The sequence below is a fragment of the Providencia sp. PROV109 genome, from assembly GCF_033681625.1.
Taxonomy (GTDB): Bacteria; Pseudomonadota; Gammaproteobacteria; order Enterobacterales; family Enterobacteriaceae; genus Providencia; species Providencia hangzhouensis.
Genome location: NZ_CP096320.1, coordinates 710,955 through 723,420 on the forward strand (window position 1 = coordinate 710,955; position 12,466 = coordinate 723,420).

Annotated in this window: 8 protein-coding genes; 2 read left to right on the plus strand and 6 right to left on the minus strand. The window is 43.1% G+C overall.

Features of this window, described 5'->3' with window-relative positions; translation table 11 throughout:
* Positions 1-4: 4 nt before the first annotated feature.
* The 5 genes from M1F25_RS03205 to M1F25_RS03225 all read right to left on the minus strand — a co-directional run bounded on the left by M1F25_RS03205 (position 5) and on the right by M1F25_RS03225 (position 8,946).
* Positions 5-2,794 (minus strand): M16 family metallopeptidase, encoded by a 2,790-nt coding sequence (locus M1F25_RS03205; protein ID WP_181489274.1) that lies wholly within the window; start codon positions 2,792-2,794, stop codon positions 5-7.
* Entirely contained in the window at positions 2,784-4,490 is a 1,707-nt protein-coding gene (locus M1F25_RS03210; RefSeq protein WP_181489276.1) for an ABC transporter ATP-binding protein/permease, read from the minus strand. Before M1F25_RS03210 ends, M1F25_RS03205 begins: the two co-directional genes overlap by 11 nt.
* A 62-nt stretch (positions 4,491-4,552) precedes the next feature.
* Entirely contained in the window at positions 4,553-7,306 is a 2,754-nt protein-coding gene (locus M1F25_RS03215; protein WP_181489278.1) for a secretin and TonB N-terminal domain-containing protein, read from the minus strand.
* 117 nt (positions 7,307-7,423) lie between these two features.
* Positions 7,424-8,410: a FecR family protein gene (locus M1F25_RS03220; protein WP_094962736.1), complete on the minus strand. Its 987-nt coding sequence runs from the start codon at positions 8,408-8,410 to the stop codon at positions 7,424-7,426.
* Entirely contained in the window at positions 8,410-8,946 is a 537-nt protein-coding gene (locus M1F25_RS03225; protein ID WP_096864546.1) for an RNA polymerase sigma factor, read from the minus strand. The genes M1F25_RS03220 and M1F25_RS03225 overlap by 1 nt, the downstream gene beginning before the upstream one ends.
* 179 nt (positions 8,947-9,125) lie before the next feature.
* Between M1F25_RS03225 and M1F25_RS03230 the strand changes: the two genes are divergently transcribed.
* A complete protein-coding gene (locus tag M1F25_RS03230; protein ID WP_094962738.1) occupies positions 9,126-9,908 on the plus strand; it encodes an energy transducer TonB in 783 nt (260 codons plus the stop codon).
* A 26-nt stretch (positions 9,909-9,934) separates the two neighbouring features.
* Here the strand turns inward: M1F25_RS03230 and M1F25_RS03235 are convergent, their stop codons facing one another.
* Positions 9,935-10,708 carry an AhpA/YtjB family protein gene (locus M1F25_RS03235; RefSeq protein ID WP_004905710.1) on the minus strand — a complete coding sequence of 258 codons (774 nt, stop codon included), beginning with the start codon at positions 10,706-10,708 and terminating at the stop codon, positions 9,935-9,937.
* Positions 10,709-11,023: 315 nt separating this feature from the next.
* Between M1F25_RS03235 and serB the strand changes: the two genes are divergently transcribed.
* Positions 11,024-12,001: a phosphoserine phosphatase gene (serB, locus tag M1F25_RS03240; protein ID WP_112307945.1), complete on the plus strand. Its 978-nt coding sequence runs from the start codon at positions 11,024-11,026 to the stop codon at positions 11,999-12,001.
* Positions 12,002-12,466: the final 465 nt, after the last annotated feature.

Genomic DNA, 12,466 nt, shown 5'->3' on the forward strand with positions numbered 1-12,466 from the left:
CATATCAAGGCGTCATCATAAATACTTTTGAATTTTGCCCTAAGTATTGACGAGCCAAGCGGTTAATATCTTCAACCGTTAACTGGCGAATAATATCTTGCTCTTGGTTTAAACGCTGATATTGCCCATCATCGCTGGCAATCTGCGCTAGAGCCTCAGTCCAATAGCTTGAACTATCCGTCACTTGTGAGTTCTCTGTTAGCCAAATATTTTTCGCTTCGGTTAGCTCTTTTTCACTCACACCTGTTTGACGAATTTGTCCAATCGTTTTTTGGGCGATTTGCGTCATTTCTTCAGCACGCTCAGGTGAGGTGGTGAAATTTAACCGAGCAAGATAATAAGGTTGCGGTTTCTTCGCGAGCATCTGTGAAAAGCCAAGCGCATAAATACCACTCGCTTTCTCACGTAGTTCACCACGTAAGCGTTGGCTCACAATGGTATCAATTAATTGAATCGCTAAGCTGTCTTGCTGGTTCCAGACAGCAGGTGACGCGAACTGAATACTCACCATGCTCTTATCGCTGCTGCTGATAGGATAAGTTTTATTAAAACTCGCCATTTTTGGCATGATCCCTTGGTCGCGAGATACCAGTTTTTGGTTACTTTGTGGTAATGATGCAACCCATTGCTCTAACAATGGTTTTAGCTCACGGCTATTCATTGCACCTGTAATGACCAGTGTCATATCTGCTGTTGAGGTGAGTAATTGGCGGTTAGCTTGCTGCAACTGCTGAGCCGTAAATTGCTGCCAGCTGCCCTGTGGGTTAATCACCAAAAATTCACCGTGGGTATAGCTTTCCCGATTAATATTATCAAGGAAAGTGCGTTCTACGGGAGTTTTGGATAAGTTTAAAGTAAAAGATTGTTTTTGTTGCTCTAATTTTTCACCACTAAATTGCGGAGCGGTGAGTTTTAAATTGAGTAACTGTAGCGCCGTTTCGAGGTTATCGACAGGGGCTTTTCCGCGAAAACCATGTGTGAGCAATTCGCTGTATGGGCGAACGCTAATTTGGTTTTGCTTTGCCAGCAGAGCCAGATCGCGCGCGCTGTAATTTCCATAACCGCTGCTTTCAGGAAGTTTCAACGCCCAATCCGTTAAACCTGCCGTTTGTTGTGTTTCTAACGAACGGCCACCCGGTAATTGCAAGTTAAATTGAATATCATCTTTCAGGTTTTTATCTGTTTTAACAATTACCTGAATGCCATTACTCAAAGTCCAATGTTCCGTTTTTTCAACGGGCAGCTTAGATTGATCAACAATACTGCCTTTTATGGATTGGGGTAATTGCAGTTGAATGGCTTTGGAGCGCAGCGTAAATGGCCCTGGTGTGCTTTGGCGTATTTTAAGCCATTGCTGATTAAATGCCGATTTATCAATAGTAGGGGCATCAGTATCAGGCCCAATTAATGCTAAACGCGGGGAAGCGGTTTGTAGGAATTTAGCGACATGCTGTTGTAAGTCCTGCGGCTTAACGGATTTCATTAACTGGTAGCTGTTATCTAACTGTTGGCGCTTATTCCACATTGGCATGTCGTATTCAAGCGCCGTCGTCAGTTGCCCTGCTAAATATTCATTACTATAACGTTGCTCTGAAGCGGCTTGCAGGCTGAATTTTTTCAACATCGCTTGCTTTGCAGAATCAAGTTCTTCTTGGGTAACCGGCTCAGTAGCAAGGCGTTGTAATTCTGTAAATAAAATCTCAGTTGCACCTTGGTAATCATTACCTTTCGGGTGGATGATCATCAACTGTTGTAAGCGCTGGTTATCTAACATTGCCCCTTGTTCATTGATGCTAATCGACGGCAAAATGCCGTTATCCACCATAACGGAGAAACGTTGGTTTAAAATAGCTAACCAGAGGTTATCCAGTAAATCTTCCGACTGCCCTAAACGGGTATTTAGCGGTGCGCTAACATCCTTTTGTAAAGCAAATTGCACATAACGCGCCCCTTGCTCTTTATCAAACACACCTTGGACTAACATATTGGTTGTGCTAGTAAATTGCTTCCACTGAGGGTCATCTTTTGCCACTTTTTCAGGTTTAGGGAGCGCAAATAAATTATTAACCTGATTGCGTACTGATGAGCTATTGAAATCACCAATAATTAATAGTGACATTCGCTGAGGCTGATACCATGTTTGATAATAGTCTTTCGCTTGCTCAATCGGAGCATTGCGTACCACATCTAATGAGCCAATTGGGTTGCGATCGACGTAACGGCTACCGTGGTAACGTAATTTTTCTAAGCTGTCATTGATGCGATAGCCCATCCCTTGGCGTAGGCGCCACTCTTCGACAATCACAGGGCGCTCTTTTTCGAAGGCTTCTTGGTCAAAGGTCATATTTGATGCCCAATCGGCCATCACTTGTAAGCCTGTGGCGACTTGTGCGGTCGTGGCTTCGGGGAGTGACAATTTATATAGCGTGGAATTTAAACTCGTAATGGCATTCACATGGCTACCGAGTTTAAGCCCTTGGTGTTCCAGCTGTTTGAACCCCGTGGTTCCCGGAAAATGTTTGGTGCCTTTAAACGCCATATGTTCAGTAAAGTGTGCGAGGCCAAGCTGCTGTTCATTTTCTTGTAATGAGCCGCTACTGACCAATAAACGCAGTTCAACTCCAGGTTGATTACGTTGCAGAAGGTAAACTTGCAGCCCATTGTCGAGTTGGTAGTGTTGAAGGTCACCGCGCACAGGCAATAGTGAGGTCGAATTTTTGCTCACCGATGTGCTGCCTGCGCAGCCACCGAGCAGAATACTCATCAATGCTGCGAAGGTAATTTTATGAAGCATATTCAGGCGTTCCTGTATTTAAGGATTTTTCACTCGTAGGCTCCACGAGCAATATGTGTTGTTCCGCAAATTGAGTCACGAAGCTCTGATGGCTAACCAAAACAATGGCGCTATCATGTAATTCAGCTTTCAATAAAGCGAGCAGCTCTAGTGCGCTAGTTTCATCAAGGGCTGAGGTCGTTTCGTCTAATAAAAGCAGTTTTGGCCGGTTGAGTAATAAACGCGCAAACATAATGCGCTGCTGTTCTCCGCCAGATAAACGGTTATTCCAATCGGTTTCGAGTGCTAATTGATGATGCAGTTTTTCTAAACCGACTAACGTCAAGGCATATTGAAAATCTCGTTGGCTGAATTGGGACGCCGCTTTGGGATAAGCCAATAAGCTATCAAGCCGACTAATGGGTAAATAGAGGCGCTGTGGGATCCACATGACTTTTTCTGTTCGGCTGATAGTCCCGTTGAAGAAAGGCCAATGCCCACTTAGCGTACGTAATAAGGTGGATTTTCCAATGCCAGAACGGCCACTAATCAAGGTTAATTCACCTTGTTTGGCGGTGATATTCACGGAATTAATTAAACAGCGGTTGTCTGCGGTAGAAATGGATAACTTAGCCACCAGAGGTGGCGATTTTTCGTCGATAGTAACCACAGCTTTGTTATCGTTTTCCAATAAAACCACAAAGTTGTATAAACGGGAGACCGTGGCTTGCCATGCGGCGATTTCTTTATAGGCAAAAATAAACCAACCGAGTGAAGTCGCAACACTGGTAAAGGCTTGGCGCAATTGCATTAAGCCACCTAACATGATTTCACCCGCAAGGAATTTAGGCAGTGCGAGTAATACAGGTGCTAAAGCGGTAACTTGTTGGTAACCCACTGTATAAAAAGATAAATTTCTTTCACAGCGAATAAGGCGGTTCCAGTTGCTGATAATTTCACCAAAGCGCCCCATCAGTTCTTTTCTATCTTGAGTTTCACCGCGTTGCCCTGCGATGGCATCACCGTGTTGGCGGCAATTAATTAGCGAGCTACGGTAATCCGCTTCGCGGCGCTGCTTATCCATATGCAAACGGCGTAGCGGAAAACCTATCCATTGGGTAAGTGCAATACCAATGAGGGTATAAATAATACAAGCCCAGAACATATACCCGGGGATGGTCCAGTCGCTATCGGCAAAATTAAACGACAGGCTACCGGAAAGCGTCCAAAGAATGGCGGCAAATGAAATCAGCGTTAGCATTGAGTGAAGGAATGTCACCACTAAATTTAATGTTGATTCAATTAGTAAACGAATATCTTCGGCAATACGTTGGTCTGGGTTATCCGGTTCTTGTGATGTCAGCCTTAACAGGTAATGTTTACTGTTGGGGGATAACCAACGGCCAAGTACTTGCTCAGTCATGCCTTTACGCCAACGGATAATCAGCATTTGTTTTAGGTAGTTACCCATGACGACGACAAAAATTAGCCCACTAACTAAGATCACAAAGTACTGTAACAGTCCATATAGGGCTTGGCCGTCGAGTTTTTGTAGGGCGTTATAAAAGTCGCCGTTCCACATGTTCATTTTGACGTTGAACCAGACGGATGACAGCGTAAGCCCCAGTGAGGCAAACAGCAGTATCCAGCACAAAAGGGCAGCACGCTGCCCCCAAAAAGGTTTTACTAAATAGAAAAATTGTTTCAGTGTCTTCATGACGTTTTATTCATTTGTTGTTTTAATTGTTTAACGAGTTTTATTGCTCACATTGCTGGGAATTACAGGTCGTAATTGACTTGTAACCAGAACTGACGGCCCGGGTCGTAAGAGTTAATAACTCGGTTATCGAACATAAATCGGTCAGTAATGTTTTTATTATTCAATACGTTATTTACTTCTACAGAGAAACCGAAACCGTAGGCGAAATCAGGCTTCCAGCCTAGGCGAGTATCCCACGTATATTTACTAGCAAATTTTTGTTTGCTGTATTTACGAATTTGTCCCACTTCAGGATCGGTATAATAGTCATTGTCATAACGAACGGCTTGGTCACGAGCACCCCACCATTGCAGACGGTTATACCAAGTGACATCGTAATCATCCCAAACACTGGTTAGCTCTAAATTAAGTTTAATGGGGGAGTTGAAACTAGTAGATGGTAGCTTGGATGCATCGATCACTTTGCCGTCATACCAAACTTTGTTGAGGTTAACTTTATTGGCTGGGTCGAATGAATTATAGCCTGAATCTTTTGGCGTATTACTTTCACTTTGCTGCCAAGTAAAGGAGGCATTCATCACGTGAGAGGCTTGTGACCATTCCCACGGTTGACTATTTTTTACGGATAATGTCACTGTATCGTGAGAACTACGACCACCATTATCATACATACGAATGCTACGTTTATTGGCATCCGTTGAATTGTATTTAGTACGAGTTCTGACTTCGTCATAACCTTCACGGTGTACATATTGTAGACGCCATGTGGTTGACATTACTTCTTGTTGTAAGGCAAGCGTTAACTCATCGTTATAGGGGGTTTTAAGTGAATCAACACCCTCATAATCACGTTCATCAGTCCATTCATTGGTGTTAGGATCAATTCCACAGAACATATAACAGTTTTGCATTCCTGCATTTTGAGCACCATACAACGCATAGGTAAGCATTGAGCGGCCGTAGTAGCGGTTAGCCCCTGCAATTAGTAAGGTTTCATTATTACCAAAAACATCATAAGTCCCAGTGATACGAGGGGCGATATTGGTACGATTAACGAAATCATCACGGTCAAGGCGAATCCCTGGGCGTAGGTTTAATTTGCCATACTGTAAATTGTCATCTAAAAAAATTGCATAGCTGGTGTAATCAGCCGAGTGTGTACCAGATTGGAAGCGAGTGATATGATCGGCGGAACCAATCCATTGAATATTGTCTGCTGTGCCGATGAAACGATAGCGATAGTAATCTTTATCGCGCTTATAAGTCCCCTTGGTATAAGAAACCTCAGAACCTAATGTGGGTTGGTGTGTAATACCGAAACCATCTTCTATTGGGTTGAAACGCATTATGGCTTTAGCAGTATGAATATTTTGTTTTGTTGTTAAGTCACCTTGCCCGCCACTACGCAGTGATTGAGGATTTTTCCAATCGCTGTAGTCTAGAAGTTCAACATAATCTTGTTGGTCGTTTTTTCTATCATCTTCTAATGTTTGGGTGCTGGCAGTTAGCTCTAATTTACCGATGTCATAATCATGTTTGAATACACCCGTAAATCCAAGTCCATCATGGGTACTGTCATAGCCTGAATTTAAGACAGAGCTAGCAAATAAATAACTGTTATATTTAGCATAATTGATAGATAGATCTAATGAGCTATGCGGCGATAAATCCGCTGAATATTTTAGGAAAAAATTATCCGAATCTCTTTTTTGTTTACGAGTTCCTTCAGGCGAATAAATCTCTTCCAATTCCCCTGAACTATTCAATGTAACGCCTGTTCCTCCGGTCGCTGTCATCGGAATAGTCGAACTACGACGTGAAGCGGAGAAAACTAATCCTGAATTTTCACTCACTCCTAATTCAAACCAGCCACCAAAGTCATTTTTATCATAGCGGTTTTGGAAACGAGCAGGATTTGCCGTATCATTCTTAGTCGTATCAATCCCTTGCGATGAATCGTGAAACAAATTATTCCAACCAGAGCGGGTTAAGCGGTAATAGGCGTGAGCACTATTTTCCCCTTGCCAGCGTCGGCTGTTCACCTCAACGGTGCCCCCTGTAAATCCACCAAATTCGACAGGAATGTTATTGTCATACACTGTCATGCTGTCGATCAGACGGCTATCGATGTAGATCCCTTGGTCGCTACTGCTCAGACGGGTCGCTGTTTCACCGAGACCACTGTCTGCGGGGTCAAAATCGTTGTTAAAGCTCACTCCATCAAGGCGATAGGCGTTTTGGTAGCTGCTTGAACCGTGGATTGAGATGCGGGAAGGCTTGATTTCCCCTTGGTTCATCGAGTTACTGTCATTGTTAGCAAATTGGACAGCAGGGTTAGTTTTCATCAAATCCGTAATATTGCCATCACCGGTATTTTTCTGGCTAATCTCTTCAGACGTCACATATTGCGGTGCTGACATAACATCTGTTGCGGGGTGATTCTGAACAACGCCAGAGACTTGAGTTTCCGGTAATACCAATGTGCCTTGGCTTAAATTTTGCTGACGAATAACGAAAACACCATTTTCATTGACTAACTCTAAGCCGCTACCGATGAGTATTTTTTGTAATGCAGTTTGAGCGGAGTAGTTACCAGACAAGGCAGGTGCTCGTAAGCCATTTAACTGACCTTTATCATAAATCAATTGAATTTGGCCTTGGCGGCTAATTTCAGCCACTGAGGTCGCCAGTGATTGTTCTGGTAGTGAAAATGCGAGTTCTTGTGCTGATGCAGACTGACAAACAATGGCGCTACTCACCGCAATAGCAAGGGCGAGCGGCCTTAATCGGCTTTGAGTAAACTGAATAGACATGGTTATCCCTTATTCTTAAGCTGCACAAAAAGTGTGCGAAAATAGGTCAGCAAAATGATGACTAGTTAAGAAGAGGGTGAAATGAGAATTATCCTCACCTGCAAATGAAAATATTTTTTATTTATTTTTTTTATTTTGAATAATCAATACGTTATTTTTATCTCGATAGACGACTTGTACCGGAAGTAATGAAGGAAGGGCTTGAAAAAACTGTTCTGGCTGATGGGTATTGATGCGACCTGAGATTTTACTCTTCGCTAATTGAGCGGGAGAAAGCTCGATATTTATCGATGAATAGTTTTTAAGTTCATCGAGGACTTCTGAAAGTGGTTTATCGACAAAAATTAATTCACCAAAACGCCAACGAGCCACATCTAGCGGGTTGATGTGTTGGCGAGCGATTGGGCTGTTCGGCGATTGACTGACTGCACTGTCACCAGCAAGTAGGAAAACGGGTTGTTTGCTTGCGGCATCTTCAAAGCTGACAATGCCTTGGCTGACATTCACAGCAACTTGCTGAGCCACTTTGTTAACTTCAAATTCGGTTCCTACCACTTGAATACGCCGGTTATCAGCTTGAATTATAAAAGGCCGATAGGGGTTGGATTTGACTTTAAAATAAACATTTCCCTGTTCCAGATACAGGTTACGTACTGGAGTTTCATAGGCGACATGAATACGGGTATTGCGGTTAAGAAACAGCTGGGAACCATCAGGTAAAGTAACTTCTTTAGGCGTATCCGTTGCCACTAAGGTCATATTATTGAGCAACATCGAAGGTAAGTGGCTGTATGGCAAAAACAAAATAGCCGCAATAAAAAATGCTGCAAAAGTATTGCCCAAAGGGCGCCATAAGCGAAAAAAAGGGCGTTTTTCCTTGGGAAGTATTGTGCTAGCAGGGCGCGGCATGTGATCAAAATCGCGCCATAGTCCAGCAATGGCATCATACGCTTTTGCATGTTCAGGTGATGCAGCAATCCATTGTTTGAATTGCTCTGTTTCAAGGGCGCTGATACGTTGGCTGTGCATGCGGGTAAACCACAGCGCGGCTTCTTCATCAATGCGGCTTTCATCATCTGATGTTTGCAAAGAGTCGTGAGTCATTACGAATTATTGCCCTGATTATCAAGGTGTTTTTTACAGTGAACAAGCGCCGCCGCAATATGTTTTTCCACCATACTGATTGAAATTTCCATTCGTTCAGCAATCTCACTTTGAGATAAGCCATCAAAACGATACAGCAAAAATGCTTCTCGTCGACGGGGTGGTAACGTTTCAAGCGCTTCGCTTAGCCGTTGGATGCGTTGCTGATGTTCCAAGATTTCACTGGGATCAGCTTGGCTTTGTTCAAAATGCGGTTCATGAGTAACATCATCAATGGATGTTTCTGATTTAGTTTGGCGCTGGTTACGTCGCCAATGGTCAATCAAAACATGATTCGCAATTTTAAACAGATAAGCGCGGCTCTCTTTTACAGGCGTTTGTTCTTTACGGTTTAGCCATAGTGTAAACACATCCTGTGATAAATCATCAGCATCATTGCTGTTATCTAGCCGATTGCGGAAAAAGCGCACAAGTTGGCTATATGTTGACTGATACGCACCGCTAATTTTACGGGCAAGAGATTTATCAATAGTCATTTTACTGGTGTTAATGTCTTAAAAGAGCACAATTGTGCTGATTAATAATCTGCTCAGATTACTTTATTATTTAAATCAATAAGTTGTTTTAATAATTATGTTTTTACTAATAATAATGAATATCATTTTTGTTTGTATTATGCCTATAATCTGCAAAAAATAAAGTCGTGAGGCAGAATATGAGCAGTATGACGGGTCAGTTAGAGCGCCCGATTTTCCGTCCACTAGGCGGTTTGGTTTTAAGTTGTCTTTTCCATGGAACACTGGCAATCATTTTTATCGGCTGGTTTACTTCTTCAATTCCGAAGACCGGAGTACTACCACCAGCAATTTCGTTGCAGCTGGGTGTTTATCAGCTTGAAAAACAGGCAGAGCCTGAAATTAATCATGCCCCTAAACAACACATGACGACGCGTGAAGAGTCATTGCCTGAAGTGGTTGAAAAGGTAGATAAATTGCCTGAAACTGCGATCGTAGATAATGGCACATTGACGAAAGTCAGTGAGAAAAAACGACCACCGAAAAAGACAATTCCACAAGAGAAAAAAGTGATCGACGAAGCCCCTGTAACTACGCAGGAATCGATGGTGACTTCCGCTCCTGCATCAGGGAGTGAATCCAGTAGCAGTGCGAATTTCTCCAGTAATGCGTCTGCGGCAGTGAGTGGGCACCAAGGCTGGCAAAGTGAGGTTCATCAGCGGATAGCCAAGACCAAACGCTATCCACGTGCAGCGTTGCGTTACCGCTCAACTGGGGTCTCTCATATAAAAGTGGTTTTGGATAGCCGGGGTGAAGTGATTGCCGCCAGCTTATTGAATTCATCCGGTACGAAAATATTGGATAAAGAAGCGTTGGCGACAATTTCACGTGCTGCGCCTTTTCCTACCCCGCCAGAAACATTGTTGGTAGATGGCCGGGTCGAGTTTATTGCGCCAATCGTGTTCGATACAACGTCTATTTAAATTCAACTAAATAGCCCTTTTTAGGGCTATTTATCAGGTGAATTTGGTCTGTTTTTTGGGGTCGGTCGTTTAGGGCGATAAGGACGAGGTTCTTTCTTTCGTTTCAAACGTGCTGGCTTAGTAGCAGGTGTCCCTTTGCTCTCTTGCTTGCCATCTTCATTACTGTCGTCATCTCCATTATCATCTTGATTTTCCTCTGTATTAACGACGAGCGGAGGGGCTTGTTTGTGGCCTTTCTTTTTCTTTAAACGCAGTAATGTATTTGCTAAAACGAAGCCAATACATAAGGCAAGTAGAATAAAAATTCGTAATACATTGGTGCTGTTATCCGCTTGTTGAATTTCAGCGGCTAGGAGCTCCGTATCAATGGTTAAACGCAAATAGCCTTTTGGCTCTTTTGTGCCTTGGATGGGAACGACAAGCTGGTATTGAAAGTTTTGTAGTGAGGAGTTGTCATCGATGGCCAGCCGTTCTTTCACCGTTGTCGGCTCACCGACTTGAGTGACCAGTGTGCCACTGGCAGTATAGATACTGGCATCTAAAATATACCTATCTTTCACCACGTTATTTAAATTGGCATTAATTCGCTCTAAATTAAAATCTTTACTGCCGGGAACAATATAATCAGATAAGCTGAAAGCAACTTGCTCAGCAAGAACATAAGTCAATTGTTTAAATTGCTCAATTCTGCCTTGGTTTTGGCTATTTCCTAAATAAGAAATACCATGCATAAGTAAAGTTACCAACGCAACGCAGATAACGATAATGACTGTTTTGTGGAGCCTAAAGGTAAGTTTCATTGCTTTATTGGTGCTCTCGACTTATTTTGAGTATAAAGATGCCGTTATACTTTAGCGAATATGGGGTTATCTTCAGTTTTAACAGTAAATACATAAGGTCACAAAGCCTTAAAATTTAGTATAGTGGCTTCGTTCGGCTGCTCGCAACTTATCATTATAAAAAAGTTACACTCTAAATAATTCGAGTTGTATGTAGGCGACAAACGAAGATAGTCCGATGAGCATACATAAGTATGTGATTCGGCTAGCTGAGCGTAGTCAACAACCAGACAACTTGAAGTATGACGAGTATATCGATTACAGGAGCTAATTTTCATGTCAACGAGCTTGACCTATTGTTATCTACCCGACGAAATCCAAAAATGGCCAGGGTTGCCATTGTCATTAAGTGGTGAAGAAGTGATGCCATTGGATTATCGTGCTGGGGACAGTGGGTGGTTATTATATGGCCGCGGCTTAGATAAAGCGCGTATCAGTAATTTCCAACAGCGATTAGGGATCGCTATCGTAATTGTCTCTTCGTGGCGTATTGATGACTACCAAGTGGTCAGAATCGCTGGGAGTATTACACCTCGAATTAAAAAACTCGCTGACGAATGTTTATTAGATGTCGTGCCATTAGGGCAAATTCCACGTTTGCGTTCACCGGGCCTATTACTGATGGATATGGACTCGACAGCGATTCAAATTGAATGTATCGATGAAATTGCTCGCTTAGCAGGGGTTGGAGAGCAGGTTGCTGAAGTGACCGAGCGAGCCATGCTAGGGGAACTCGATTTTACGGAAAGTTTACGAGCACGCGTTAGCTTACTTGAAGGTGCCGACGTCGCTATTCTTGACCAAGTGATGGAAACATTGCCTTTAATGCCGGGCTTAACGAACCTTGTGCGTAAGTTACAAGCGATGAATTGGCACATTGCGATAGCATCCGGTGGTTTTACTTTCTTTGCTAATAACTTGCAACAGCGATTGAAACTTGTGGCGGCGGTTGCTAATCAACTTGAAGTCAAAAATGGTAAGTTAACAGGCAAAGTCAAAGGCCCAATTGTAGATGCTAAATATAAAGCGCAAACCTTGGTTAAATTGGCGGAAAAACTGGAAATTCCCATTGAGCAAACTGTTGCCATTGGTGACGGGGCAAATGACCTGAAAATGATCCGTAAAGCAGGGCTGGGTATTGCATATCATGCGAAACCAAAGGTGTATGCAAGGGCGAAGGTTGCGATTCGTCATGCAGATCTGATGGGGGTGATGTGTGTGTTGAGTGGGGGCCTCAAACACGAAGAACGCTAAATATTCTTCATATTTCGTGCTGTGGCGGTGTTGGCTGCACTCGGCTGCTTGGGTCACATACTGGTGTATGCTCCCCAAGACATCCTCTTTTGCCGCCTAGCCACAACCCGAACTATTTTGAATATTGATATCGATATTTTATGGTTTGTGCTGTGGCGGTGTTGGCTGCACTCGGCTGCTTGGGTCACATACTGGTGTATGCTCCCCAAGACATCCTCTTTTGCCGCCTAGCCACAACCCGAACTATTTTGAATATTGATATCGATATTTTATGGTTTGTGCTGTGGCGGTGTTGGCTGCACTCGGCTGCTTGGGTCACATACTGGTGTATGCTCCCCAAGACATCCTCCTTTGCCGCCTTGCCACAACGTGAACTATCTAGAGTATTACGGCTAAAGTGTTATGGATAATAAGAACTAAGAACTAAGAACTAAGAACTAAGAACTAAGAACTAAGAACTAAGAA

What these genes read in the sequence shown, in the direction of transcription:
- M1F25_RS03205 (WP_181489274.1), bottom strand. Translation starts at nt 2,794, where the DNA reads ATGCTTCATAAAATTACCTTCGCAGCATTGATGAGTATTCTGCTCGGT.
- M1F25_RS03210 (WP_181489276.1), bottom strand. Translation starts at nt 4,490, where the DNA reads ATGAAGACACTGAAACAATTTTTCTATTTAGTAAAACCTTTTTGGGGG.
- M1F25_RS03215 (WP_181489278.1), bottom strand. Translation starts at nt 7,306, where the DNA reads ATGTCTATTCAGTTTACTCAAAGCCGATTAAGGCCGCTCGCCCTTGCT.
- M1F25_RS03220 (WP_094962736.1), bottom strand. Translation starts at nt 8,410, where the DNA reads ATGACTCACGACTCTTTGCAAACATCAGATGATGAAAGCCGCATTGAT.
- M1F25_RS03225 (WP_096864546.1), bottom strand. Translation starts at nt 8,946, where the DNA reads ATGACTATTGATAAATCTCTTGCCCGTAAAATTAGCGGTGCGTATCAG.
- M1F25_RS03230 (WP_094962738.1), top strand. Translation starts at nt 9,126, where the DNA reads ATGAGCAGTATGACGGGTCAGTTAGAGCGCCCGATTTTCCGTCCACTA.
- M1F25_RS03235 (WP_004905710.1), bottom strand. Translation starts at nt 10,708, where the DNA reads ATGAAACTTACCTTTAGGCTCCACAAAACAGTCATTATCGTTATCTGC.
- serB (WP_112307945.1), top strand. Translation starts at nt 11,024, where the DNA reads ATGTCAACGAGCTTGACCTATTGTTATCTACCCGACGAAATCCAAAAA.